This is a genomic window from Sphingomonas jeddahensis (assembly GCF_001981525.1).
In the GTDB taxonomy this organism is placed as follows: domain Bacteria; phylum Pseudomonadota; class Alphaproteobacteria; order Sphingomonadales; family Sphingomonadaceae; genus Sphingomonas; species Sphingomonas jeddahensis.
Window position 1 is genome coordinate 12205 of the sequence record NZ_MPSB01000002.1, and the last position, 24469, is coordinate 36673.

The following is a 24469-nucleotide window of genomic DNA, read 5'->3' on the forward strand; positions in this document are numbered from 1 at the left end:
GATCGCAAAACGTCGGCTAGGCAGGTGATGAACGAAGCGCACAGAATGTCACCTGCCTTTCCTGTCAGGCTCGGCTTTATATGTCCGGAAAGTGCTCGAGGATCGCGCTTGTCACTCCGTTGGTCCAACCGAAGCCATCCTGGGTCGGATATTCACCGCCACCGCCTGGCTTCCGCTCCTCCACGTCGTATTTTTCCAGCATCTTGCCCGTCTCGGCGTAAGTGGTTGCGACCGTCTCCAACCACCGCTTCGCGATTTCGCGTGCAAGCTCGCCTTGGCCGCCACGCTCTAATCCGGCGATCGCAACCCATTGCAGCGGCGCCCAGCCGTTGGGTGAGTCCCATTGCTGCCCCGTGCGGATCGGCGTCGTCCGCAGCCCACCGGCAGCCAGCAGTTCATGCCGCGCCGTTGCTGCCACCGCACGGGCCTGCTGCGGCGAGGCGGCACCGGCGAACAGCGGAAACAGCATCGCCGCCGACACCCGCCCGGTTTCCTTGCCGGTCGCCCGGTCCCAATCGGCGTAACGTCCTTCCTCCGCGATCCAGAAGTATCGGTCCAGCGCGGCCCGGCGCTTCGCCGCCAGCTTCGTGAACTCGGCCGCGCCCAGCCGATCTCCGACAGCCACGGAACGCTTCGCGATCGCCTCTTCCATCATCAGCATCAGGCTGTTGAGATCGACTGGCACGATGTCGGTGGTGCGGATCGAGGCGAGGCGGCGCGGATCGTCGAGCCACCTGCTGCTAAAATCCCAGCCGCTCTCCGCGCCGGCACGCAGATGACGGTACATAACCTCAGACGAACGCGCGGGATCCTCTTTGGCGGTGATCACATCCTCCGCGAAAGATTCGTCACGCGGCAGAGGACGGTCATCCCAATACCGATTGAGCAAGGTGCCGTCCGGCATTCGCACGACACGGGCACATGCCCCCGTCGCATCCAGGCAGGATGCGCCCTTCATCCAATAGGCATATTCCCTCTTCAGCGCTGCTAGCCGCCTGGCGGCGAGTGCCGTGTCCGTGTCCTTCGAGAGGTCCAGCATCAGCGCATAGAAAGGCGGCTGCGAGCGTCCGAGATAATAGCTGCGCATACCATTCGGTACATGCCCGTAGCGCTCGATCGTGTCGGTGAAATTCGCCAGCATCGATTCGACCAGTGGTTGCTGCCCATCGACGGCAAGCCCAAGCATCGTGAAGTAGCTGTCCCAATAATATATCTCGCGGAAGCGCCCACCCGGAACCACATAAGGGTGCCGCATTGGCAGCAGCGACGATCCTGCCGCCGCCTTGTCCGGCTGGCGTACCAGCATTGGCCAGAGATTGCGGATATGCTTGCGAAGGTCCGCCTCGCCGCGGTCGTTGACGCCAGGAACCGTGAAATTGGCCAGAACGAAAGAGCGCAGCGCCTCGGGCGTACTGGGCTGTTCGCGTCGGTAATCCGCCATGATCGCGCCGGCCGCACGCTTCGGCGCCGCGTCCGCGAAGGTCTTCCCGTCAGGAAAAAGCCGCCCAGTCTGCACCGCACGGAACAGATCGCCATACAGGTCCGCGGGAGATTGCTGCGCCACCAGGGGCTTGGAGAGCAACACCGAGGCGACTGCCGACGCCCACACCACCGATTGCCAAAGCTTCATCGTCGCCCCTCGTCAGATGGAGCCGGCATGCCGAGCGAAGCTCAGGGACACAAGCCGGCGACTGGATGAGCGCGCTTAACGCGCTCACCAACACCTCTGGAGCGCACCGTTCGCCACACTGGCGCCTCCTACAGGCGTGTGCCTCGAACTATGCCCGTTCCAAGACGTGCCGCGCGTTTGATAGAAACCTTGGCTCCGCCCATTCTTGATCCGCTCAGATAACTTATGATCAGCGTTCATCGCCAGCGAGCTGCCGATCGCCCGGATGAAGACAGCCGTCCCGATCGAGCCCGCCCTACCGTCGTTCGATCAGCAGTGATTGTACCGCGCTGCCGAACCAACCGCGGCTGTCACCCAGCCGTGTCATCGCCAGCCCCGCCCCATCTTCACCCAGCCACGTTTCCGCGTCGGAGAATATCCACTCGCCCTCCGGCGCACGTGCGAGGCTGACGGTGAGGTCGGCATTGAGGAACGTCCATGCGTCGAACGGCAGCATTGGCGCAATGCCGTTGGAGAAATCCGCAACCGCCATGGCGCGGGTCACCGGTGTCTGCGGCTCGCCCGCGATCAGCGCCCGATGCTGGCGAAACCACATCTTGCCCGGCCCTAATTGCCCGAACCCGCCGCGAATGCGCCGCATGTCGAAGTTGGCGCCGAAATTGACGCCGGGGGGAAGATCGCGCTGGAATTGCGTGTCGGGTGCTACGTCCTCGGGCGACCCCGGCCCGCCTGCAATTCCGGCGCCTCTGGGGAGCGGCTCGTCGGCGATCCGCACGCGCAGCACGATCCCGCGCGTCACTTCCTTGCCCGCGTGGAGCAGTCGCACTTGGACGAGCTGGATCTTGCGCCCGTCGCGGATCACTTCAGTCTCCACCTCCAGCCGGTCGACCGGCACGGGACGCAGCAGCTCCACGGTCACGCGCGCGACGCGCATCGGCCCGGCGGTCGGCACCTGCTCCGCCGCCCAGGCGACGAGTGCCGAGGGCGCGCCGCCATGCTGCAAATCGGGATGCCACGGGCCCGCGGCATAACGGCTCGCGACAAACCCTGCGCCATCGCGCACGAAGATGGCATCGGTCATTCAGGCTCCCCCACAAGCAAGGCGTCGGGGAACGGTCTTATTCCCCAACGCCCCGCCTGTCGCCTCTCGGTTACGCCAGCTCTGGCGGATCAGTGTAGGGCCAGTTCGTTGCGCCCGACCACCATGTGGTGCACCTCGTCGGGGCCATCGGCGAAGCGCAAGTGGCGCACATCGGCGTAGAGCTCGGCAAGCGGTGTGAACTGGCTCATGCCATAGGCGCCGTGGATCTGGATCGCCTGGTCGATGATCTGGCAGGTCTTCTCGGGCACCATCGCCTTCACCATGCTTACCCAGACGCGCGCCTCGCGGTTGCCCAGCACGTCCATCGCTTTGGCAGCCTTCAGCACCATCAGCCGCATCGCCTCTATCTCGATCCGCGCGCGGCTGACGAGCTCGATGTTCTTGCCCAGCATGATCAGCGAGCGGCCGAAGGCCTCGCGCGACGTGCCGCGCTTCACCATCAGGTCGAGCGCGACCTCGGCCTTGCCGATCGTGCGCATGCAATGGTGGATGCGCCCCGGCCCCAGGCGAACCTGCGAGATCTCGAAGCCGCGCCCTTCGCCCAGCAGGATGTTCTCGCGCGGCACGCGTACGTTGTTGAAGCGCAAGTGCATGTGCCCGCGCGGCGCATGGTCCTTGCCGAACACCTCCATCGCGCCGAGGATTTCGACGCCGGGCGCGTCCATCGGCACCAGGATCTGCGATTGCTGCTGTGACGACGGCGCGTCGGGATTGGTGCGCACCATGGTGATCATCACCTTGCAGCGCGGATCGCCGGCGCCCGAGATATAGTGCTTCTCGCCGTTGATGACCCATTCGTCGCCTTCAAGGCGCGCTGCGCAACGCACGTTCTTCGCGTCGGACGAGGCGACGTCAGGCTCGGTCATCGCGTAGGCCGAGCGAATCTCGCCGGCGAGCAGCGGCTCGAGCCACTGCTTCTTCTGCTCGGGCGTCCCGACACGCTCCAGCACTTCCATGTTGCCGGTATCGGGCGCCGAGCAGTTGAGCGCCTCGGAAGCAAGCGGCGATTTGCCGAGTTCGGCGGCGATATAGGCATAGTCGAGGTTGGACAGCCCCTCGCCTGTCTCGGCGTTGGGCAGGAAGAAATTCCACAGGCCCGCGGCCTTCGCCTTGTCCTTGGCGCCCTGCAGCAGTTCGAGCTGTTCCGGCGCGAAGCTCCAGCGATCCTGGCGCTCTTCGCCGAGCCGCTCGAACTCCGGGTAGATCGGATCGACATGGTCGCGGATGAACGCCTTCACCGCCTCGAACAGAGGACGAACGCCCTCCGACATGCGCAGATCGTCGAGTTCGGGGATCGTGAAGATGTTCGACATGGCAAGCCCACCTAATGCTGAAGACCCTGGTTGGTAACGCGGCTCCGGCCATCGGCGGTAATGATCTTCTCCAATCGGCGCCATGAGCGCGGTTCATGACCTATCCGCTCGCGATCTGCTCCCGAACAAGCTGGCGTAGCCAGATATTACCGGGGTCCCGCTCGGCCACCGGATGCCACAGCAACTGCAGCGGCCGCGGTGCGATCTCGAATGGGAGCGGCAGGACTTGGTTGTCGGCGACCGGCAGCAATGCCGCCGCATGCGTGCCCAGCAACGTCAGGATGAGGTCGGATTGCGCGACGATCTGCCACGCGGACCAGATATTCTGGCATCGAATCGCGACGCGCCGCCTCTCGCCCAACGCTACCAGCCCCTCGTCTTCCAGACCGGGCCCGGAGGGCCGCGGAGAGGCCTGTACGTGATCGGCGGCAAGATAGGTCGAAAGGTCGATCGCTCCGGCGATGCGCGGGTGTTTACGGCGCACCGCCACCACCATTGTGTCGGTCTGCAATGCGGTCGCACGCAGCCCCGCGGTGGCGTTGCTGGCAACGTCGATCGCAAGGTCGAGTTCGCCGCGTGCCAGTGCTTCGGCCACCTCGCTTCGGCGGAAATTGACGCTCGCCACGGTCACGCCCGGCGCGTCGCGCACCGCCTGCGCCACGATCCCGGCGAATACCCGAGCCTCGTTCGCTTGGCGGAGCCCGATGCGAAAGGCGCGGATCGACGTCTGCTGATCAAACCGCCCGGCCGCGACCAGCGCCTGCTCCACCCCTTGCAACGCGTCCCGCACCGGATCGATGATCGATCGTGCCAACGCTGTCGGCACGATCATATTACCCACCCGCACGAACAATTCGTCATCAAAGGCGACACGCAGCCGCGCCAGCGAGTGACTGATCGCTGACTGCGACAGATGCAGGTGCCGCGCGGCCGCCGTCACCCCGCCCTGCGTGTAGATCGCCTCGAAGGTGCCGAGCAGGTTTAAATCGATGCGGCTGATCGGCCTTATCGTTTCTCTCCCATGGGGTCGCCGCGCCACGCCGGATCGAACGTCGGCCGCTTCATGGTAAAAGTATTGCTGTTGCGCAAATACGTGCCTGCACCATGCATCCGGCCGATCAGCAGCATCGCCGCGGTGTCGATGTGCAGCTTGTCGGGATCCGTGATGAACTCGTTTCGGATGTGCGTCACCACGATCTCGCCGACCGCGATCACTTGTCGCGGCCCGATCTCGAGCAGCTCCCGCCTGATGCATTCGAAGCTCACCGGCGCGGTGGCGATCAGCGGGGGCACCACGCGCTCGGCCGGCGTGGTCGCGATGCCGGCATAGTCGATCTCGCTCACGTCGCGCGGCGCGTCGACGCACGACTGGTTCATCGCCTCAGCGTCGTTCTCGGATACGAGGTTCACGACGAACTCGCCCGTCTCAATGATGTTGGTGGCGGTATCCTTGTTCGTGCCGCTCGCGTCCTTGAGCAAACCGAGCACCAGCAGGGGCGGATCGTCACCCATCGCGTTGAAGAAGCTGTAGGGCGCGGCATTGACCACGCCGTTGGTGCCCCGCGTCGTCACCCAGGCAATGGGCCGCGGCGTTACGGTGGAAACGAGCAGCTTGTAGCGCTGCCGCGGCGGCAGATCGGCCATGACGAATTTCATGGCCCAGCCGTCCCACCAAATTCGTTCAAAGGAAAGAGATCCGACGGTGATTTGCCCCACCGTTGCCTCGCCAAAGCACGCATTCGAACCGCAGGAGGCCACCTCTGGATGCTCGCGCGGCCAGCGTTCGATGTGGCCGGATGCCTTTTGACCCGCCGTTGAAAGCGTGGAGAGATGATGTACACTCGGTCCTTGCCTGCGCGAGACAGGAGAGGATGAATGCTGCTGAGCGATGTCCCGGTGCAGGCGGCGCACCGGGCGCCGGATCGTGTCGCGGTTCGGCTCGACGAACGTGCGATCACCTACACCGAGCTAAGGGACGATTGCTGGCGCCTGAGCAATGCATTGCTCCGCATCGCGCAGCCCGGCGATCGGATCGCGATTCTGGCCGAGAACTGCCTGGAATATGCGTTATGCTATTACGGCGTGCCTGGCGCCGGAATGACACTTACCTTTCTCAACTACCGTCTTGCACCGGCCGAACTCGCGTGGATCATCAACGATGCCGCGCCCAGCGTACTTATCGTGCAAGACAAATATCTCGGCGCCATCCGCACGATCCAACACCAGATCCCCTCCGTCGTCCATCTGATTGCCCTCGGCGGAGCGCAGGAGGATGCGGCGGACTTCGATGCCTTGCTCGCCACTGGTGCCCCTCAACGGCCATCGCCGCCGAGCGAAGACGCAATGGCGTGGCTGCTCTACACTTCAGGAACCACCGGCCTGCCAAAGGGAGCGATGCTGACGCACCGCAACGTCATGGCGGCCGTGCTCAACAGCCTGGCGAGTTGGGACAAGGAACCAGACTCGCACTATCTGCTCACTTTCCCGATGTACCATGTCGCGGGCTACGGCATGGTAGTGAACCACCTGCGCGCGGCGGAGCTGACCATCCTGCCGAACTTCGTGCCCGAAGCATTGTTCGACATCATCGAGCGTCACCGCATCACCTCCACGGCCGCTGCTCCGACCATGATCGCGCTGCTGCTCGATCATCCCGCGATGCCGCGCTTCGATCTCTCGTCGCTGCGGAACGTCGGCTACGGCGCGTCGGCAATGCCAGCCGCCGTGCTGCTGCGTGCACGGGAGAAATGGCCGCAAGTACGCTTCGGTACCGGCTTTGGCATGACCGAACTTTCCGGCAACGTCATGTTCCTCACGGCCGACGAGCACGATCGCGCGATCGACGAAGGATTGCCGATCCTGAATTCGGTTGGGCGGCAGATGCTGCTGGCGCGCGTGCGCGTGGTGGATGAAGCAATGAACGACGTGACGGTTGGGGCCGAGGGCGAGATCGTCGTGAAGGGCGATCAGGTATTGAGCGGCTACTGGCGCAACCCGGAAGCAACCGCGAAAGCTTTCACCAACGGCTGGTTTCACACCGGGGATGTGGGCCGCTGGGACGCTGATGGCTATCTCACGATCGTCGATCGGAAGAAGGACATGATCGTAACCGGGGGCGAGAACGTCTATCCGCGCGAAGTAGAGGAAGTGCTATACCGCCATCCCGCCGTGCTCGAAGCGGCGGTGGTCGGCATGGAAGACCCTGTTTGGGGCGAGAGCATCGTCGCGGTCATCGCCACACGCAGCGGCGTGCGTACCTGTGCCGACACACTGATCCAGCACTGCCGCGATAACATCGCCAGCTACAAGAAGCCAAAGGCGGTCGCCTTTATCAACGAACTACCCAAGAACGCGTCGGGCAAGGTGCTCAAGCGTACGCTGCGAGACATGCTCGCGGCGGGAGACCTGGTCCCGGAGCGCTAGGGTTGGCTTCTATCGCGCAAGGTCGCTGTCGCCACTCCCCGGCGGCAAATCGCTCGGTTCGGCATCGGTCGTTTCGCTCGTCTTGGCTGATCGCTCGGCACGGGCACGGTACAATGCGGATCTAGCAAGAAGCATGAAGGCGACCGGCGTTGTGCAGGTGATCAGCAGAACGATCAGAACTTCATGAATCGAGAGCCGCGTCCTTAGCACGGAGAAACAAACGATCGATGCCAGGACGATCAGCACCGCGCCAAGACTGCTCCCCAGCGTTGGGGCGTGAACTCGATCAAAGAACGTGTGAAGCCGCAGCAGACCCACGGAACCCACCAGTGTCATGCCCGCGCCGGCGAGCACGAGCAGGCCGACGATCAGTGACCACCAGAGCGGTAAATCAGGCGCCTGGATCATTCGATCACCTCACCGCGCATAAGAAATTTGGATAGTGCGACCGTGCCGACGAATCCGAGCAGTGCGATGGTGAGGGCGGATTCGAAATATAGCGTCCGTCCTGTCTGAATGCCGAAAGTGATCAGCAAGAGCATTGAGTTGGTGAAGAAGGTGTCGAGGCCAAGCACGCGATCCTGCGCCCGCGGCCCGGCGGTCATGCGATAGGCCGCGCACATCATCGCCAAGCCAAGCATGACCTGCGCACCGGTGATCGCAAGGGCGAGCGCCAGCATTGTCATGCCTCGAATATCTCCATGAGCAATGCTTCGTAACGATCCTTGATGAGCCGCACCCACACTTCCTCGTCGACCAGGTCCAGCACATGGAGCAACAGGGTGCCGTTGCGGCGATCGAAATCTACCCAAAGGGTGCCGGGCGTGGCCGTGACGATCAACGCGAGCATTGCCAGCGCCTGACGGTTTTTCAGCGCAATCGGCACCCGAATGAACCCTGCAACGCGATCAGGCTGTCGAAACAGGATGACTGCCGCAACCGCCAGGTTTGATCGTGCGATATCCGCGGCAACCAGCCCGGCCAGCTTGAAGATCAGCCGCACGCGTAGCCGGCCGGAGGGTCCAGCGTCCAAAGCAGCATATGCCTGCATACCTATCAAGGATGCCGCAGCGCCCAGCAGTATCTGTCCAGGCGAAACAGACTGGGTAAGGAGCAACCACAAGGCAAGCAGCGCCAGCCCGAGAAACGGATGGGGTATCAAGCGGATCATGGCCGATCAGCCCGCGCTTGCGTGCGGGACACCCTCAGCACTGCTTCCACATAGCCTTTTCGGTCAGCCAGCGACTGCCCGGTTCGCTCCATATACCGCATCACCGGGCCGGCGAAGACCATCAGCCCCAGACAGACCGCCAGCAAAAGCCCCACGGGTACGGCTTCGCTCACGCGAAGGGCGGGGGTCGGCATGTCGGACGGTCCCCAGATCAGGTCAATGCCGGCTCGACTGGTCGCGACGAGGATGGCGAGCCCCGAACCGATAATAAGCGCGATCAGCAACCAGCTTGTCGGTGGGACGGTTTGTCCGAGGTTGAGCAGCCCGTCGATCATCGCGAACTTGGAAATGAAGCCGGACAGCGGCGGCAAGCCTGCGATAAGCAGCGCGCAAAAGGCGAAACCCCCACCGATGATCGCAAGGGTGGCCGGGATCACAACCCCCACCTCTGTCTCAAGCTCATCAGGCGCGCCCGCATATTCATCATCGAACACCGGCTCACCTGCGATCAGCGGATCGTATTCGCGCCGCTCGATCAACTCGATCAGCAGGTAAAAGGCGCTGACGCCAAGGGTGGAACTGACCAGATAAAATAGCGCCCCCGCGAGTACGTCCCCCTGCCCCGCGCCCACCGCAGCGAGGAGCGTGCCCGCGGAGATGATCAGCGAATAGCCGGCCATCCGCTTCAGGGTGCGAACGGCGAGCACGCCGATCATGCCGTAGACGATGGTCGCCATTCCGCCGAACAGCAGCCATTCCTCTCCAAAATTCGCCGCGCCCCCGTCGTCTCCGCCAAACAGCAGGAGATAAACACGCAGCAGCGCGTACACGCCGACCTTGCTCAGGATCGCGAACAGCGCGGCGACCGGCGGCGCGGCCGCAGAATAGGTGCGCGAGAGCCAGAACCCCAGGGGATACATCCCGGCCTTGACCAAGAAGGCGATGCCGAGGACCGCCATCCCGCTTTGCAGGATCGCCAGGTCGTCTGCGCCCGCTGCGGGAATGCGGTCAGTAAGGTCAGCCATGTTGAGCGTGCCTGTTACCCCGTAGACCAACGCGGCACCGATCAGGAAAAGCAGCGATGTGGCGACGTTGATCGCGACGTAATGAAGCGCCGCCTTGATCCGTGCCTTGCCCGACCCGTGCAGCAGCAGGCCGAACGACGCCGCGAGCAGCACTTCGAAGAAGACAAACAGGTTGAACAAATCGCCGGTCAGGAAGGCACCATTGAGCCCCATCAGCTGAAACAGGAACAATGAGTGGAACCGCGGGCCGGCTCTATCCCAGCGCGCCGTTGCATAGATGAGGGACGTCAGCCCAAGCGTGCTGGTGAGCGCCAGCATCAATGCCGACAACCAGTCGAGGACCAGCACGATCCCGAAAGGAGCAGGCCAGTCGCCGACCAAATAGGCCGTGGTGGCACGATGCCCTGCGAAGCCGGCCGAAGCCACCTGTACCAGCAGCAGGATCGATACGCCAAGAAGCACGGTGGCAGTGCCCAGCGCCGCGACGCGCTTCGCCAATGCGTGACGCTCCTTGAGAAGCAGGATCGCAGCGCCGGCCACGAGAGGGAGCAGAACCGGGACGATGATGAGGTGGCGAGCCCAATCCCCGCTCATTCGCCGTCGTCCCCATCGACATGGTCCGTGCCGGTAATCCCGCGCGAGGCAAGCAGCACGACCAGGAGCAGAGCCGTCATGGCAAAGGAAATCACGATCGCGGTAAGCACCAGCGCCTGCGGCAGGGGATCATCATACTGGCTGGCTGCGCCGGCGACTGCGCCGACGATCGGCGGGGCATCCACTTTCAGTCGGCCTATCGCGTAGATGAACAGGTTCACGGCATAGGAAAGCAAGGACAGGCCGAGGATCACCTGGAATGTGCGCGGGCGAAGGATCAGCCACACGCCGGACGATGTGAGGATCCCGATGCCAAGGGCGAGAACAAGCTCCATCAGATCTGCTCCGGCGCGGGTTCAACAGGCGCTACCTTCTGCCTGAGGGGCGTGCGGATTGATTGATGCGCGATGGCGATGAGGATGACCGCTGTCGCCCCAACAACGAGCAGGAACACCCCGAGATCAAACAGCAATGCCGTTGCGATCGGGACCTTTCCGATGATCGGAAGGTCCAGGTAGCGGAACCAAGAGGTCAGGAACGGGTAGCCGAAGAGCATTGCAGCCGTGCCTGTGCCGGCGGCGGCGAGAAGTCCGCCCGCCATCCAATTCATCGGACGCACCCGCAGCCGCGACTCCGCGCTTCTCGTGCCGGCCGCGATATATTGAAGGACCAGCGCGATCGACATGGTCACGCCTGCCGCGAACCCGCCGCCCGGCAGGTCGTGGCCGCGGATCAGCAGGTAAAGCGCGAAGACGATGATGACCGGAAACAACCACTCGATGATCACGCGCGGCGCCAGCAGATAGTCCGACAGGGTGTCGCCGGGCTCTCTATCTTCACCGGCCTCGTCGAAGGCGTCCTGTCGACGCTGCTGCAACGGGCCGCGCACGCTTTCGCCGGCGGGGCGGAAGCGGCGCAGCAGCGAAAAGACCGTGATCGCAACGATCGCGAGAACCGTGATTTCGCCCAACGTATCGAACGCGCGGAAATCGACCAAAATGACATTCACGACGTTCCGGCCGCCCGCGTCGGCGTAGGAGTGTTCGATAAAGAAGCGGGAGATCGTATCGGGCAGCGGGCGGGTCATCACGGCAAAGGATACAAGCGCCATGCCCCCGCCGGCGAGGATGGCGATGAGAAGATCGCGCGCGCGGCGGACCCGCACGCTGGCTGGCGTGTGACGCTCTGGCCATACGTCGGGCAGCCGCTTGGGCAACCAGCGCAGGCCGAGCAGCAGCAACACCGTGGTGACTGTTTCCACCAGCAATTGCGTGAGCGCCAGATCGGGTGCGGAAAGCCAGACAAAGGTGATGCAGCTTACCATCCCCACGCCGGACACGAGCACCACGGCCGCAAGCCGTTGGTATTTCGCTTGCCACGCGCCCGCAATCGCAAGGACGCCGCCGATCACCCACAGGATGCCGAACCCCGGATCGAGCACGGTACCGTGCCGGCTTCCCAGAGAATATCCGTAGTGTAGGAACGGCAAAACGCCGGCGAGCAACGCGACCATAACGAGGACGCGTAGTTGTGGCTGCAGCCGGTTGGTGCCGGTGCGTGTCTCCAGCCAACGTGCGCCCGCCACCAGGAAGTAGAGCGCAGCGTCGAACATGCGCCGCCCTTTTAGCAGGCCCACCAGCGGCGGCGCGCTGATCGCGTTCAACCGGCCGGCGAACAGCACATAGCCCACCGCGCCGAGCACCAGCGCAACCACACTGAGAAACAGCGGTTGGCTGAATCCATGCCAGATGGCGAGGCTGTACGCAGGTGTGCTGTCCCCCAGCACGGCATGCGCCGCCAGGCCAAGGATCGGACCAATCGTGATCGCCGGGAAGATCCCGATGAGCAGACAGGCCAGAACGAGCACTTCGATCGGCACGCGCATCCAGTGCGGCGCTTCGTGTGGGGTGTGCCCAAGCTCGGGCCGTGGGCCGAAGAAGGTCTGGTGAATGAACCGGACCGAATAGAGCACGCTGAACACCAGCGCCAACGACACCAGGTACGGTAGCGCCTGATCGAGCCAGGTGTCGTTGTAATCCTCCAGCGCTTCGGCGAGGAGCATTTCCTTTGAAAGAAAGCCGTTGAGCAGCGGGACGCCGGCCATTGCTGCGGCCGCAACCATGGCGAGCGTACCCGTGATCGGCATGAAACGGTAGAGGCCGCTCAAGCGACGCAGGTCTCGCGTGCCCGCTTCGTGGTCGATGATTCCGGCTGCCATGAACAGCGATGCCTTGAAAAAGGCATGGTTCAGCGTGTGGAAGATCGCGGCTACCGCAGCAAGCGGGCTACTGATCCCCAGCAAAAGGGTGATAATCCCGAGATGGCTGATCGTCGAATAGGCCAGCAGCCCTTTCAGGTCCTGTTGGAAGATCGCCGCCCAGGCACCGACGACTAATGTCGCGACCCCGGTACTAGTGACAATGTAATACCAGGCGTCCGTGCCGGCGAGCACCGGCCACAGCCGGATCATCACGAAAATTCCCGCCTTCACCATCGTTGCCGAATGAAGATAGGCAGAAACGGGCGTCGGCGCCGCCATGGCGTGCGGCAGCCAGAAATGGAACGGAAACTGCGCGCTTTTGCTGAAGGCGCCGATCAGCACCAGTATCAGCGCCGGCATATATAACGGGTGTTGCCGGATCGCGTCGCCGGAAGCGAGCACGTCTTTGAGATCATAACTCCCAACGATTTTCCCGATCAGCACGACGCCCAGCAGCAGGCATAGTCCGCCGGCCGCAGTCACGATCAACGCCATGCGAGCGGACGTTCGAGCGCTTTCGTTCTGATGCCAATAGCCAATGAGGAGGAAGGACGTGAGGCTCGTCAGTTCCCAGAAGAAGGCTAACTGAACCAGGTTCCCGGACAAGACGAGCCCAAGCATCGCGCCCATGAAGGCGAGCAAGAACGAAAAGAACCGGGGCACCGGATCCTGCGATGACATGTAGTAGCGGGCATAGATGACGACGAGAAAGCCGATCGCGAGCACGAGACTGGCAAACAGCCATGACAGCCCGTCGAGCCGCAGGACGAGATCCACGCCAAGCGACGGCAACCACGCAATCCGGCTTTCGAGCACGCGGCCGCCGGCGAGCACGGGATAGAGGCACCCGATAAGCACTGTTCCCGCCAAGGCGGTTGCGCCGGCAATCAGCCCGGCGGCGTTTCGTGCACCCGTCGATAACAGTGCAACAGCCAGACTGCCCATCAGCGGCAGCATGAGGATTAGCCACAACAGGCCCGAACTAGACGTCGCTATTCACCGCCTCCCGTGAGCTGGCAAGATTCCCTGTCGTCAACAAGGTGGGCTGGCGAGCGGTACCGCGAAACCGCCTACAGCGCCACCATACGATCGCGCACCTCAAGCGCCGCACGTAGCTTGCGGAGGCGAAACTGCTCCGCGTCCGGCATTGGGCGGCCGTTAATGCGCTGAGGAAGGAAGATAGATGAGCTCAACGCCGCCAGAACGTGTTGCTGCCCCCGTGAACGTGCGGGAGAGATGCGGACGGCGTTGATATCTGCGACCATCTTATCGGCACCGTCGCACGCACCAGGGGTGAAGGCCGCCTGATGTCGGGCAGTCAGTCATACACATAGCGTTAGACTGGCTGGGGCGGCAGGATTCGAACCTGCGAATGCCGGTACCAAAAACCGGTGCCTTACCACTTGGCGACGCCCCAGCAGAACGCGGGCGCCTATCGTGGGCGCACGCGAAGTGCAATGGTCCTTATCCGATCGCGTGCAACCAACCGTGCGGATCGGGCGCGCGGCCGCGCTGGATCGCGGTCAGCGCGTCGAGGAAACGCTGGGTGGTCTGCCCCGTTCCACCGGAGCCGATGGTGAAGCCATAGTCCGGTCCCGACACTTGCCCGATGGGCGTCACCACCGCGGCGGTGCCGCAGGCGAAGCTCTCGGTCAGCCGCCCGCTCTCGGCATCGGCCCGCCACTGGTCGATCGAGTATAGTTCCTCGCGCACAGTCAGCCCGGCATCCCGTGCAAGGCGCAGGATCGAATCGCGGGTGATGCCAGGCAGGATCGTGCCGGTCAGCGGGGGCGTCTGGATCGAGCCGTCATCGAACACGAAGAAGATGTTCATGCCGCCCAGTTCCTCGATCCAGCGGCGCTCGGCCGCGTCGAGGAACACCACCTGGTCGCAGCCGCGGCGGATCGCCTCCTGCTGCGCAACAAGGCTGGTGGCGTAATTGCCGCCGCACTTGGCCGCGCCCGTGCCGCCCGCGCCAGCGCGCGAATATTCGTGGCTAACCCACAAGGAGACGGGGCGCACGCCGCCTTTCCAATAGGAACCGGCTGAGGATGCGAGCACCATGAAGAGATATTCGGCTGCCGGCTTCACGCCCAGGAACACCTCGCTCGCGATCATGAACGGGCGCAGGTACAGCGAGCCGCCATCGATCGCCGGGAACCAGTCGGCATCAGCCTTCACCAGCGCTTCGATCGACCCGATGAACAATTCGTCAGGCAGTTCCGGCATTGCCATGCGGCGGGCGGAATCACGGAAACGTGCGGCATTCGCCTCGGGGCGGAACAAGGCAACGCTGCCGTCGTCGTGGCGGTACGCCTTCAACCCTTCAAAGATTTCCTGCGCATAATGCAGCACTGCTGTGGCCGGATCGACCGTCAGCGTCGCGCGTGCGGTGATTTTGGCATCATGCCAGCCTTTGTCCTCGCTCCAACGGATCAACGCCATGTGATCGGTGAACACGCGTCCGAACGCCGGGTCCGCGATCCGCGTCGCGCGCTCGGTCGCTGGGATCGGCGCAGGGTTTGGCTCGAAAGCGAAAGGCGGCACGCGAAAGCTCCTGGCGGGCGCGATTTTGCGCGCCGTTGACGGGTTGCGATCGGGTAGGGCGGATGGCAATGCCGGTCAACATGGCTGCCACGACCTCCCCCGCCTCCCCGCTCTTCCTTCGCGAGCCTGAGATCCGGCGCGGGCTGGAGCTGCTGTATTTCGGCAATGCGCATGTCACGCGAGCGATCGATCGGGAACTCGCCCGCAAGGGGCTGGGGCGGGCGCATCACCGGGCGCTGTATTTCATCGCGCGCAAGCCCAACATGGCGGTGTCGGATCTTCTGGCGCTGCTCGGCATTACCAAACAGTCGCTGGGGCGCGCGCTGGGGGAGTTGACGGAGCGCGGCTACGTCGAGACCCGGCCCGGCGAGCGCGACCGGCGCCAGCGCCTGCTACGGCTGACCGAACAAGGCGTCGCGTTCGAGGCGGAACTGTACGACGCGCTGCGCGAGCGACTGGCCGCGGCCTATTCCGAAGCGGGCCAAGGCGCTGTGAGCGGCTTTTGGGCCGTCCTGGAAGGCCTGATCCCAGTGGAAGAACGCGAGCGGGTCGAAGCGCTGAGGGGGTAACTCCCCCCCCCATCCTGCTTGCACCAAGAGGCCTGTCAGCCCCGCGCTACCGCCGCCAGTTCAGCGTTGCGGTTCCGGCTTGCCGTCAGCGTTGCAGCCAGCAGCTGCTTCAATGCCTCGTCCTGATCAAGCACGTTGAGCCCCTCGCGCGTCGAGCCGCCGGGGCTCGCCACGCGATCGGCCAGCACGGCGGGGCTCTCCCCCGCACCGGCCGCCATCGCGGCGGAGCCCTCAACCGTGGCGAGCGCCAGCCGCGCGGCCTGATCCGCCGGCAGGCCCAGCGCTGCACCAGCCGCCGCCAGCGCGTCGATGAAGCGGAACACGAACCCCGGCCCGCAGCCGGACAAAGCGGTCACAGCATCGAACATCGCCTCGTCGCCGATCCACTCGACCTTACCGAGCGGCGCCGCCAACGCTTCGGCGGTCGACCGAGCTTCGGCTGTCGCATGCGCGGCATGCAGCGCCGTCACTCCCTTGCCGATCGCAACGGGCAGGTTCGGCATCGCGCGAACGACCGACGCCGCCGGGATGCGCGACGCCAGCGCCGCTTCCTCGACCCCGGCGAGGATCGACAGCAGCAACGCCGGGCGAACGCCCGACAGGCTCGGCGCCACTGCGTCGAGCAACTGCGGCTTCACCGCCAGCACGATCACCTCGGGCGTCGTGCCTTCCGGCGCCGACAGCACGCGCACCCCATCCGGCACCACCGGTGCTCCCGGATCGATCACGGTCACTGAGTGGGCAGCCAGGCCCGCGGCGATCCACCCGCGCAGCATCGCGCCGCCCATGTTCCCGGCCCCGACCAGCCACAGCGACTTCGGCATTGTCATGTTCGGATCAGGCCTCGCCCTGCGTCTCGATCAGCGCGGCCGCAATAGCGTCGCGCGGCGACTTGCCGCCCCACAGGACGAACTGGAACACCGGATAGAAACGCTCGCATTCGTCGATCGCCGTCTCGATCAGCAATTGCGCCGCATCGAGCGACAGAACGGCATCGTCCTCGTCACGGTCGACCAAGGCAGCATGGCGATAAAGCAGGATCCCGCTTGAAGACCAAAGCTCGAAATGCCCGATCCACAATTGCTCGTTCACCAGCCCGATCGTCTCGTAAATCGCAGCCCGCGCATGGTCGGCCACCTTCACGTCGGGGAAAGCCAGGAATTGCAGGACCCCATCTTCCTCGCGCCACAGCGCGCGGATCTCATATTCGGTCCAGCTGCCCTTTACCGTGGCGCTGATCTCGTCGTCATGGCGGTCGAACGTCCAGCCATGCGCCGAGAAATAGCTCTCGAGCATGTCCAGCGGAGCTTCGGGTTCGTGATCGTGATCGGCTTCGTCAAGCATTGCCGCCCCTATCGCATGACATGGGGCGGCGACGCAAAGGGCGCGCTGCGCATGATTGTGGACAAATCAACCCTGCTGCTTCGCCTCCAACGCATCCAGCCGGGCGCGTAGCGCATCGGCTTCGTCCCGCGCAGCAACGGCCATCGCCTTCACCACTTCGAATTCCTCGCGGCTGACGAAATCGAGTCCGCCGATCCATTCGCGCGCGCGGTCACGGGCGCCTTCCTGCGCCTCGCGGCCCATGCCAGCGACGGTGCCTGCCGCGCCGTTCAGGAATTTCGCCAGATCGTCGAACAGCCGGTTTTCGGACTGCATGTGGCCAAGCCTTTCGGGAGAGAGAAGTCAGCCGATGACTTGGGAGGTTCGCGCGCCGGGCACAAGGGTTTCCGCGTCCGGATTAAGCCGCAAGATCCCCCAGTTGAGGACACCGGCGAAGCCGAGCCAGATGAGGTACGGCAGCATCAGCCATGCCGCCCCCTTGCGAATGCGGCGAAACGCAAAGGTTGTGGCGATCGAGAGCAACAGCATGGCGACGATCACCAGCAGCGCCGTGCTCACCTGGTGCGCGCCGAAGAACAATGGCGTCCAGGCGAGATTGAGCGCGAACTGCGCGGCGAACAGCGCAACCGCTACGCCGCGCCCTCTCGCGCCGCGAGCATTGAGGATCGTTGCGAGTGCCAAGCCCAGCATGATGTAGAGCGTCGTCCAGGCGACCGGGAATACCCAGCCCGGTGGGGTCAGCGCGGGTTTGACCAGTGCCTGGTACCACGGGTTCTCGTCACCCGAAGCGACACTGCGCCCCGACAGAAAGCCAAGTAGGACGATCAACGGCACGCAGAGCATCGCCCAGCGCGCGAGCGACATTCGCAACTGCCCCTTTGACGCGATTCCGCCCACACATCCTCCGCGATCGTTTCGCGGCCATAACCACGACCCGCAAAATACGTAAACCGGCAGATCAACGCTTGGCGGTGCCGATCTGCCTCAATTGCGGACAGCCGCGAGCAGGAACTCCACATTCCCTTCCGGTCCGGTGATCGGGCTTTCGCTGATTCCTTCGACCCGCCAGCCCTTGCCGGCGAACCAAGCCGCCACTTCGTCACAGACGCGTTGGTGGACCAGCGGATCACGCACCACCCCGCCCTTGCCCACTTCCTCGCGGCCCGCTTCGAACTGCGGCTTCACCAAGGTCATCACCCGCGCGGTCGGCTTGGCGAAGCCGAGCGGCACCTCGAGCACCTTGGCGATGCCGATGAAGCTGGCGTCGCAGACGATCAGGTCGATCGGCTCGGGAATTTGCGCATCGGTCAGCACGCGCGCGCTGGTCTGTTCGTGCACCACCACACGTTCGTCTTGCCGCAGCTTCCAGGCGAGCTGATTGGTGCCGCTATCGACCGCATAAACGCGCGCCGCGCCGCGGGTGAGCAGCACGTCGGTGAAGCCGCCGGTGGAGGACCCGACGTCGATTGCCACCGCCCCGCTCACGTCCCATCCGAAATGATCCAACCCATGCGCCAGCTTGATTCCACCACGCGACACCCACGGATGGTCGCGCCCGCGCACATCGAGCACCGCATCGTCGGCCAGCGCCTGCCCCGGCTTATCCACCTTCCGCTCACCGGCGAACACCAGCCCGGCCATGATCAGGGCTTGCGCCCGCGTCCGCGATTCGGCGAGCCCGCGATCGACAAGCATCTGATCTGCACGCACCTTCGTCATGGGCGCTCTATTGGCCGCCGATCGGTTCATCGCAAGACCCTGTCGCCCCGCCTTCAACCCGGGACCGAGTGATTGCCCATGGATTAAGTGGGGTATAGAGGTTCGGTCGAGGTCGCGGTGCCGGGCGTCCCCCTAGAGCACCGGCAGCGCGGCCTCGCCGACGAACAGAAGCACCTTCATGGGCACGGCGCGAATGGCCTCGCGCTGGACCGGGAACAGCCACTTCATCGATGCCGGCGCACACGGGGCATATGAACGGCGGCCGGAGAGCCAGGGATCACCGGAACGCGTCGTCGCAGCGTTGGACGAACCACCTGGCGCGGTTCGCGCCGCGCGGTGACGCCCGCGCAATCCCGGCGCGGCCGAGCGAGCATAACGAGATGCGGCCCCGGGGCATTCTGGCGACCCGCTACCCACCTGCGTCATGCCAAGCTCGTCGGGGCATCCAGCCGCCCGCAAATTCTCCCAGCGTAAGAAGTGCGGCACCCTGGATGCCTGGACGGGTCCGGCGTGAGGCAGTGAGTTGCTCGCGGCCGAAGCGCAGATTACGCCTAATCGTTTTCGCGCCGCTCCGCTTCGGCCGCCGCCTCACCCAAGCGCCGCGCTTCCTTCATCCGGCGCCACAGCGCGAGGTTCAGGCAAGCCAGCGCCACCACCATCAGCCCGGTGGCGAGAATGACCTTGGTCCAGCCGCTCACGCGCTCGCCGCGGCGCCGGTTTCGTTCCAGCGCAGCGCCTTCAGCACCGTGCCGACAATCCCTTCGGCATCAAGCCCGGCCTGCGCATACTGCACCTCCGGCTTGTCTTGATCCTGGAACACGTCGGGCAAGCGAAGCGTGCGAAGCTTCAGCCCGCCATCGATCAATCCCTCGTCCGACGCGAGGGTCAGCACATGCGCCCCGAAGCCGCCCACCGAACCTTCCTCGATCGTCACCGCCACCTGATGGGTCGACAGCAGCTTGCGGATCATCGCCTCGTCGAGCGGTTTGGCGAAGCGAAGGTCCGCCACCGTCGTCGACAGCCCCTTGGCCTCCAGCTGCTCAGCCGCCTTCAGCGCCTCCGCCAGCCGCGTGCCAAGCGAGAGGATCGCCACCGTCTTGCCCTCGCGAACGATCCGCCCCTTGCCGATCTCCAGCAGCTGCGGCGTCTCGGGCAGCGGCACACCCACGCCATTGCCGCGCGGGTAGCGCACCGCGATGGGGCCTGAATCATGTTCGACGCAGGTGTGGACCATGTGGACCAGTTCCGCCTCGTCCGCCGCGGCCATCACAACGAAATTCGGCAGGCTGGCGAGATAAGTGATGTCGAACGAGCCCGCGTGTGTCGCGCCGTCCGCGCCGACCAGTCCCGCGCGGTCGATCGCAAAGCGCACCGGTAAATTCTGGATCGCCACGTCATGGACGACCTGGTCATAGGCGCGCTGCAGGAACGTCGAGTAGATCGCGCAGAACGGCCGCATGCCCTGCGCCGCGAGGCCTGCGGCAAAGGTCACGCCATGCTGTTCGGCAATGCCCACATCGAACGAGCGATCCGGATGCCGTTTGGCGAAGCGGTCGACACCCGTTCCCGACGGCATCGCCGCGGTGATCGCGCACACGCGCGGATCGCGATCGGCCTCGTCCGCCAGCGCGTCGCCGAACACGTTCTGATAAGCAGGCGGTCCCGGGGGTGCCTTGGCCTGCGCGCCGGTGATGACGTCGAACTTCTGCACGCCATGGTATTTGTCGGACGCTGCCTCGGCCGGAGCATAGCCCTTGCCCTTCTTGGTCACGACGTGGATCAGGATCGGACCTTCTTCGGCATCGCGCACATTTTCCAGCACCGGGATGAGGTGCTCGAGATTATGCCCGTCGATCGGCCCGACATAATAGAAGCCGAGCTCCTCGAACAGCGTTCCGCCCATGGTCATGCCGCGGGCGAATTCATCGGTCTTGCGTGCCGCATTGTGGAACGGCCGCGGCATCCGGCGGGCCACCCGCTTCATCAGGTCGCGCAGCGACAGGAACTCGCGGCTCGACACGATGCGCGAAAGATAGGCCGAAAGCCCGCCTACCGGCGGCGCGATCGACATGTCATTGTCGTTGAGGATCACGACGAGCCGATTGCCGGCGGCCTCGGCGTTGTTCATCGCCTCATAGGCCATGCCGGCGGACATCGCGCCATCGCCGATCACCGCGATCGCCTTGCCCGGCTGCCCCGCCATCTTGTTCGCGATCGCAAAGCCGAGCGCGGCCGAAATCGAGGTTGAGCTATGCGCCGCGCCGAACGGATCGTATTCGCTTTCGCTGCGCTTGGTGAAGCCGCTGAGCCCCCCGCCCTGCCGCAGCGTGCGAATGCGATCGCGCCGCCCGGTCAGGATCTTGTGCGGATAGCATTGGTGGCCGACGTCCCAGATCAGCCGGTCGCGCGGCGTATCAAAGACGTAATGGATCGCGGTGGTCAGCTCGACCACGCCCAGCCCCGATCCGAGGTGCCCACCGGTTGTCCCGACCGCAGAAATAGTCTCACTGCGCAGTTCGTCGGCAAGCTGGCGGAGCTGTTCGGGAGCCAGCTTCCGAAGGTCGGCCGGCGTCGATACCGTATCGAGCAGCGGCGTCTGAGGCAGATCGGTCATCCCGCGGGGCTTACTCCACCGCAGCGACCGTGTCGAATGCTACCGGATTGCGTTAATTGATCGCGCACTTGGCGCACCGACCGCGCACTTCGATCACCGGACGCACTGGCTGGAACCCGGCGGCCGACGCCGCCTCGCGCACGCCGCCGGTCAGCCGGTCGTCGTCGAGGTGAGTCGTCTGCCCGCACGAATCGCACACCAGGAAGATGCAGTCGTGCATGCAGTCCGGATGCGCATTGGCGACATAGGCGTTGGCGCTCTCCACCTTGCGCGCAAGGTTCGCGCCGACGAACAGGTCGAGGATACGGTACACGCTGTTCGCCGCGACGCGCCGCCCTTCGGACTTGGAAACCGCATCGGCGATGTCGTAGGCGCTCGCCGGCTTGGTGAACCCGGCGAGCGCGCCGAACACGCTGGCGCGCATCGCAGTCCATTGCTCGCCCGCACGCTCCAGCGTCGCTTGCGCGGCCTGGGCGAGGTCCGCGCCTTGCGGTTCGTGGTGATCATGATGAGCGTGCGCCATGAAATGGATTTAGGAGCGCGAGCGGTTCGCAGCAAGCGCTCGCTCTGCTCCCGTCATTCCCGCGCAGGCGGGAATCCATAAACGCCAGCGTAGCGGCTCCATCTAAGACCTGCGCGTATGGATCCCCGCCTCCGCGGGGATGACGATCAACGAAAACATGCCTTACAGCCCACCCCAAACCATCAGGAGAATCGCCATGGATCTCGGGCTATCCGGTAAGACCGCCATCGTCTGCGCCTCCAGCCAGGGGCTCGGCCGCGCCTGTGCCGAGGAACTCGCTCGTGCCGGCTGCCGCATTGTCATGAACGGCCGCGACGCCGAGGCGCTGGAGCAGACCGCCGCCGAGATCCGCGCGAGCACCGGTGCCGAGATCCTCACTGTCGCCGGCAACATCGGCGACGAAGCGGTGCAGGCTAGGTTGGTCGAGACCGCGGGCACGCCCGACATCCTCATCAACAACAACGGCGGCCCGCCCCCGCGCGGCTTCCGCGACATTGACAGCGAAGCGCTCCACGCGGGGCTCGACGCCAACATGGTCACTCCGATCCGCCTGGTGCAGCAAGTGATCGACGGCATGATCGAGCGCCGCTTCGGCCGCATCGTGTGCATCACCTCCGGCAGCGTGAAATCGCCAGCCGCCGGGCTCGACCTCTCGAGCGGCGCGCGCATCGGCCTCACCGGCTTCCTCGCCGGCGTGGCGCGCGAGGTCGCGCACGCCAATGTCACGATCAACTTCCTGCTCCCCGGCCTGTTCGCCACCCGCCGCCTGCCCGGCGTCATGGCCTTCGCCGCCAAGAGCCAGGGCATCGACATGGAAACGGCGGAAGCGCGCGGCCGCGAGCGGATCCCGGCCAAGCGCTTCGGCGATCCTGCCGAATTTGGCGCCACTTGCGCCTTCCTATGCTCCAGTCATGCCGGCTTCATCACCGGCCAGAGCCTGCTGATCGATGGCGGCGCCTACCCCGGCGTGCTATAAAGTACGACTTGTTTGCGCCGCCTGAAATTTTCTTGCATGGGCGCGCGCCGAAAGGAAATGAATATGGCCGCCAATTGGGCCCCCGACAGCTGGACCTCGCACGAGGCACGCCAGCTCCCCGACTACCCGGACGCCGCCGCGCTCACCGCGGCGACCGACACGTTGCGCTCCTATCCCCCGCTCGTCTTTGCGGGTGAAGCACGCAATCTGACGGCGGAACTGGCGCGGGTCGCGGCGGGCGAGGCATTCCTGCTTCAGGGCGGCGATTGTGCGGAAAGCTTTGCCGAGTTCCACCCCAACAACATCCGCGACACGTTTCGCGTGATCCTGCAGATGGCGGTGGTCCTCACCTATGCGTCCAAGCTGCCGGTGGTGAAGCTCGGCCGCATGGCCGGCCAGTTCGCCAAGCCGCGTTCGGCCGGCACCGAGACGATCGACGGCGTCGAGCTGCCCAGCTATCGCGGCGACAACGTCAACGACATCGGCTTCACCGCAGAGTCGCGCATCCCCGACCCGAAGCGGATGGTGCAGGGCTATTCGCAGTCGGCGGCGACGCTCAACCTGCTGCGCGCCTTCGCGCAGGGTGGCTATGCGAACCTCGCGCAGGTCCATCGCTGGACGCTGGATTACATGGGCCGCAGCCCCTGGGCGAAGAAATATGCCGAAACCGCCGACCGCATCGGCGAGGCGCTCGATTTTATGGCCGCCTGCGGGATCGACCCCGAGACGGTGCCGCAGCTGGCGCAAACCAGCTTCTACACCAGCCATGAGGCGCTGCTGCTTCCCTATGAAGAAGCGATGACGCGGCAGGATTCGCTGACCGGCGACTGGTATGACACGTCGGCGCACTTCCTGTGGATCGGCGATCGCACCCGCTTCGAAGGCTCGGCGCATGTCGAGTTCCTGCGCGGCATCGGCAATCCGATCGGCGTGAAATGCGGGCCCACGCTGGAGCCGGACGTGCTGCTTCGCCTGCTCGACACGCTCAACCCCGGCCGCGTGCCCGGGCGCATGACGCTGATCACGCGCTACGGCCACGACAAGATCGAGGCCGGCTTCCCCAAGCTGCTCCGCGCCGTCACGCGCGAAGGGCATCCGGTGATCTGGAGCTGCGACCCGATGCACGGCAACGTCGTCAAGGCTGCCAATGGCTACAAGACGCGGCCCTTCGACCGCATCCTCGCCGAGGTGCGCGGCTTCTTCGCCGTCCACCGCGCCGAGGGCACGCATGCCGGCGGCATCCACGCCGAGATGACCGGCCAGAACGTCACCGAATGCACCGGCGGCGCGATCGATGTGACCGAGCAGAGCCTGGCCGACCGCTACCACACGCATTGCGATCCGCGGCTCAACGCCGGCCAGAGCATCGAGCTGGCGTTCCTGCTCGCCGAAATGCTCAACGCCGAAATGGCCGAGCGCCGCAAGGTAGCGGCCTGACAAGAAAACGGAACGCGGCGGCTTGACGGGCTGCCGCGTCCCCCGTAGAGGCGCCGCTCCCGCTTGCACGGCCCCTTCGTCTAGCGGTCTAGGACGTCGCCCTCTCACGGCGAAAACACGGGTTCGAGTCCCGTAGGGGTCACCAGCTTCCCTTGAGAAGCGCGGATTCCCGCCAGTCTCGTGCATTTCATCGACTTGGCAGCCTCCCGGTGATACAAAAGG

General features: G+C 64.7%; 24 protein-coding genes and 2 tRNA genes. 5 read left to right on the plus strand and 21 right to left on the minus strand.

All coding sequences use genetic code 11. From position 1 onward, the window contains the following. Positions 1–76 precede the first annotated feature (76 nt). From treA to SPHI_RS02125, 5 genes are all read right to left on the minus strand, one after another. Positions 77–1630 carry an alpha,alpha-trehalase TreA gene (treA, locus tag SPHI_RS02105; protein WP_083719638.1) on the minus strand — a complete coding sequence of 518 codons (1554 nt, stop codon included), beginning with the start codon at positions 1628–1630 and terminating at the stop codon, positions 77–79. Positions 1631–1925: 295 nt separating this feature from the next. After that, positions 1926–2711 carry a thioesterase family protein gene (locus SPHI_RS02110; RefSeq protein WP_076743258.1) on the minus strand — a complete coding sequence of 262 codons (786 nt, stop codon included), beginning with the start codon at positions 2709–2711 and terminating at the stop codon, positions 1926–1928. Between the two features lie 89 nt (positions 2712–2800). Further along, complete coding sequence (locus tag SPHI_RS02115; RefSeq protein ID WP_076743259.1) at positions 2801–4045, minus strand: acyl-CoA dehydrogenase family protein; 1245 nt, start codon at positions 4043–4045, stop codon at positions 2801–2803. A gap of 100 nt (positions 4046–4145) precedes the next feature. Continuing rightward, the gene (locus SPHI_RS02120; RefSeq protein ID WP_083719641.1) at positions 4146–5084 is read right to left on the minus strand and encodes a LysR family transcriptional regulator; all 939 of its coding nucleotides are present in this window, start codon (positions 5082–5084) and stop codon (positions 4146–4148) included. Continuing rightward, complete coding sequence (locus SPHI_RS02125) at positions 5051–5956, minus strand: flavin reductase family protein (RefSeq protein ID WP_233130613.1); 906 nt, start codon at positions 5954–5956, stop codon at positions 5051–5053. Before SPHI_RS02125 ends, SPHI_RS02120 begins: the two co-directional genes overlap by 34 nt. Here SPHI_RS02125 and SPHI_RS02130 point away from each other — a divergent pair. Then, positions 5921–7468, plus strand: a complete 1548-nt coding sequence (locus SPHI_RS02130; protein WP_076743261.1) for an acyl-CoA synthetase — start codon at positions 5921–5923, stop codon at positions 7466–7468. The two genes, SPHI_RS02125 and SPHI_RS02130, sit on opposite strands and share 36 nt — an antisense overlap. A 9-nt stretch (positions 7469–7477) precedes the next feature. On the opposite strand, the gene mnhG is transcribed toward SPHI_RS02130, so the two are convergent. The 8 genes from mnhG to SPHI_RS02170 form a co-directional block, all read right to left on the minus strand. Beyond that, the gene (gene mnhG, locus SPHI_RS02135) at positions 7478–7876 is read right to left on the minus strand and encodes a monovalent cation/H(+) antiporter subunit G (RefSeq protein WP_076743262.1); all 399 of its coding nucleotides are present in this window, start codon (positions 7874–7876) and stop codon (positions 7478–7480) included. Beyond that, positions 7873–8154, minus strand: coding sequence for a K+/H+ antiporter subunit F (locus SPHI_RS02140; RefSeq protein WP_076743263.1), 282 nt, complete (start codon positions 8152–8154; stop codon positions 7873–7875). The genes mnhG and SPHI_RS02140 overlap by 4 nt, the downstream gene beginning before the upstream one ends. Beyond that, the gene (locus SPHI_RS02145; RefSeq protein ID WP_076743264.1) at positions 8151–8639 is read right to left on the minus strand and encodes a Na+/H+ antiporter subunit E; all 489 of its coding nucleotides are present in this window, start codon (positions 8637–8639) and stop codon (positions 8151–8153) included. The genes SPHI_RS02140 and SPHI_RS02145 overlap by 4 nt, the downstream gene beginning before the upstream one ends. Further along, positions 8636–10258, minus strand: coding sequence for a monovalent cation/H+ antiporter subunit D (locus SPHI_RS02150; protein WP_076743265.1), 1623 nt, complete (start codon positions 10256–10258; stop codon positions 8636–8638). The genes SPHI_RS02145 and SPHI_RS02150 overlap by 4 nt, the downstream gene beginning before the upstream one ends. Beyond that, entirely contained in the window at positions 10255–10593 is a 339-nt protein-coding gene (locus SPHI_RS02155; RefSeq protein WP_076743266.1) for a Na+/H+ antiporter subunit C, read from the minus strand. Before SPHI_RS02155 ends, SPHI_RS02150 begins: the two co-directional genes overlap by 4 nt. After that, positions 10593–13490 (minus strand): monovalent cation/H+ antiporter subunit A, encoded by a 2898-nt coding sequence (locus SPHI_RS02160; protein ID WP_269844734.1) that lies wholly within the window; start codon positions 13488–13490, stop codon positions 10593–10595. The genes SPHI_RS02155 and SPHI_RS02160 overlap by 1 nt, the downstream gene beginning before the upstream one ends. 370 nt (positions 13491–13860) lie before the next feature. Then, a tRNA-Gln gene (locus tag SPHI_RS02165) sits at positions 13861–13935 on the minus strand. Positions 13936–13982: 47 nt separating this feature from the next. Beyond that, positions 13983–15065 (minus strand): branched-chain amino acid aminotransferase, encoded by a 1083-nt coding sequence (locus SPHI_RS02170; RefSeq protein WP_076743268.1) that lies wholly within the window; start codon positions 15063–15065, stop codon positions 13983–13985. 80 nt (positions 15066–15145) lie between these two features. Here SPHI_RS02170 and SPHI_RS02175 point away from each other — a divergent pair, with 80 nt between their 5' ends. Beyond that, entirely contained in the window at positions 15146–15634 is a 489-nt protein-coding gene (locus tag SPHI_RS02175; RefSeq protein WP_233130615.1) for a MarR family winged helix-turn-helix transcriptional regulator, read from the plus strand. A 35-nt stretch (positions 15635–15669) separates the two neighbouring features. Here the strand turns inward: SPHI_RS02175 and proC are convergent, their stop codons facing one another. The 8 genes from proC to SPHI_RS02210 form a co-directional block, all read right to left on the minus strand. Further along, entirely contained in the window at positions 15670–16464 is a 795-nt protein-coding gene (gene proC, locus SPHI_RS02180; protein WP_076743270.1) for a pyrroline-5-carboxylate reductase, read from the minus strand. A gap of 7 nt (positions 16465–16471) precedes the next feature. Next, the gene (locus SPHI_RS02185; protein WP_076743271.1) at positions 16472–16978 is read right to left on the minus strand and encodes a type III secretion system chaperone family protein; all 507 of its coding nucleotides are present in this window, start codon (positions 16976–16978) and stop codon (positions 16472–16474) included. Positions 16979–17044: 66 nt separating this feature from the next. Beyond that, entirely contained in the window at positions 17045–17293 is a 249-nt protein-coding gene (locus SPHI_RS02190; protein WP_076743272.1) for an accessory factor UbiK family protein, read from the minus strand. Between the two features lie 27 nt (positions 17294–17320). Then, complete coding sequence (locus tag SPHI_RS02195; RefSeq protein ID WP_076743273.1) at positions 17321–17842, minus strand: TspO/MBR family protein; 522 nt, start codon at positions 17840–17842, stop codon at positions 17321–17323. A gap of 120 nt (positions 17843–17962) precedes the next feature. Then, entirely contained in the window at positions 17963–18697 is a 735-nt protein-coding gene (locus SPHI_RS02200) for a TlyA family RNA methyltransferase (RefSeq protein ID WP_076743274.1), read from the minus strand. A gap of 551 nt (positions 18698–19248) precedes the next feature. After that, positions 19249–19395 (minus strand): hypothetical protein, encoded by a 147-nt coding sequence (locus SPHI_RS14925; protein WP_158049592.1) that lies wholly within the window; start codon positions 19393–19395, stop codon positions 19249–19251. After that, on the minus strand, positions 19392–21311 hold the full coding sequence (dxs, locus tag SPHI_RS02205; RefSeq protein ID WP_076743275.1) for a 1-deoxy-D-xylulose-5-phosphate synthase: 1920 nt from the start codon (positions 21309–21311) through the stop codon (positions 19392–19394). Before dxs ends, SPHI_RS14925 begins: the two co-directional genes overlap by 4 nt. A gap of 52 nt (positions 21312–21363) precedes the next feature. Next, positions 21364–21834 carry a Fur family transcriptional regulator gene (locus SPHI_RS02210; RefSeq protein WP_076743276.1) on the minus strand — a complete coding sequence of 157 codons (471 nt, stop codon included), beginning with the start codon at positions 21832–21834 and terminating at the stop codon, positions 21364–21366. 196 nt (positions 21835–22030) lie between these two features. Here SPHI_RS02210 and SPHI_RS02215 point away from each other — a divergent pair, with 196 nt between their 5' ends. The 3 genes from SPHI_RS02215 to SPHI_RS02225 all read left to right on the plus strand — a co-directional run bounded on the left by SPHI_RS02215 (position 22031) and on the right by SPHI_RS02225 (position 24392). Next, positions 22031–22810, plus strand: coding sequence for an SDR family oxidoreductase (locus tag SPHI_RS02215; RefSeq protein ID WP_076743277.1), 780 nt, complete (start codon positions 22031–22033; stop codon positions 22808–22810). A gap of 63 nt (positions 22811–22873) precedes the next feature. After that, on the plus strand, positions 22874–24247 hold the full coding sequence (locus tag SPHI_RS02220) for a class II 3-deoxy-7-phosphoheptulonate synthase (protein WP_076743278.1): 1374 nt from the start codon (positions 22874–22876) through the stop codon (positions 24245–24247). 69 nt (positions 24248–24316) lie between these two features. Further along, a tRNA-Glu gene (locus SPHI_RS02225) sits at positions 24317–24392 on the plus strand. Positions 24393–24469 lie beyond the last annotated feature (77 nt).

Excerpts from the sequence above, each read along its gene's own strand:
- SPHI_RS02155 (WP_076743266.1), bottom strand. The coding sequence starts at position 10,593 with ATGGAGCTTGTTCTCGCCCTTGGCATCGGGATCCTCACATCGTCCGGC.
- proC (WP_076743270.1), bottom strand. The coding sequence starts at position 16,464 with ATGACAATGCCGAAGTCGCTGTGGCTGGTCGGGGCCGGGAACATGGGC.
- SPHI_RS02115 (WP_076743259.1), bottom strand. The coding sequence starts at position 4,045 with ATGTCGAACATCTTCACGATCCCCGAACTCGACGATCTGCGCATGTCG.
- mnhG (WP_076743262.1), bottom strand. The coding sequence starts at position 7,876 with ATGATCCAGGCGCCTGATTTACCGCTCTGGTGGTCACTGATCGTCGGC.
- SPHI_RS02215 (WP_076743277.1), top strand. The coding sequence starts at position 22,031 with ATGGATCTCGGGCTATCCGGTAAGACCGCCATCGTCTGCGCCTCCAGC.
- SPHI_RS02110 (WP_076743258.1), bottom strand. The coding sequence starts at position 2,711 with ATGACCGATGCCATCTTCGTGCGCGATGGCGCAGGGTTTGTCGCGAGC.
- dxs (WP_076743275.1), bottom strand. The coding sequence starts at position 21,311 with ATGACCGATCTGCCTCAGACGCCGCTGCTCGATACGGTATCGACGCCG.
- SPHI_RS02130 (WP_076743261.1), top strand. The coding sequence starts at position 5,921 with ATGCTGCTGAGCGATGTCCCGGTGCAGGCGGCGCACCGGGCGCCGGAT.
- SPHI_RS02220 (WP_076743278.1), top strand. The coding sequence starts at position 22,874 with ATGGCCGCCAATTGGGCCCCCGACAGCTGGACCTCGCACGAGGCACGC.
- SPHI_RS02190 (WP_076743272.1), bottom strand. The coding sequence starts at position 17,293 with ATGCAGTCCGAAAACCGGCTGTTCGACGATCTGGCGAAATTCCTGAAC.
- SPHI_RS02200 (WP_076743274.1), bottom strand. The coding sequence starts at position 18,697 with ATGACGAAGGTGCGTGCAGATCAGATGCTTGTCGATCGCGGGCTCGCC.
- SPHI_RS02210 (WP_076743276.1), bottom strand. The coding sequence starts at position 21,834 with ATGGCGCACGCTCATCATGATCACCACGAACCGCAAGGCGCGGACCTC.
- SPHI_RS02145 (WP_076743264.1), bottom strand. The coding sequence starts at position 8,639 with ATGATCCGCTTGATACCCCATCCGTTTCTCGGGCTGGCGCTGCTTGCC.
- SPHI_RS02140 (WP_076743263.1), bottom strand. The coding sequence starts at position 8,154 with ATGACAATGCTGGCGCTCGCCCTTGCGATCACCGGTGCGCAGGTCATG.
- SPHI_RS02175 (WP_233130615.1), top strand. The coding sequence starts at position 15,146 with ATGGCTGCCACGACCTCCCCCGCCTCCCCGCTCTTCCTTCGCGAGCCT.
- treA (WP_083719638.1), bottom strand. The coding sequence starts at position 1,630 with ATGAAGCTTTGGCAATCGGTGGTGTGGGCGTCGGCAGTCGCCTCGGTG.
- SPHI_RS02195 (WP_076743273.1), bottom strand. The coding sequence starts at position 17,842 with ATGTCGCTCGCGCGCTGGGCGATGCTCTGCGTGCCGTTGATCGTCCTA.
- SPHI_RS02150 (WP_076743265.1), bottom strand. The coding sequence starts at position 10,258 with ATGAGCGGGGATTGGGCTCGCCACCTCATCATCGTCCCGGTTCTGCTC.
- SPHI_RS02185 (WP_076743271.1), bottom strand. The coding sequence starts at position 16,978 with ATGCTTGACGAAGCCGATCACGATCACGAACCCGAAGCTCCGCTGGAC.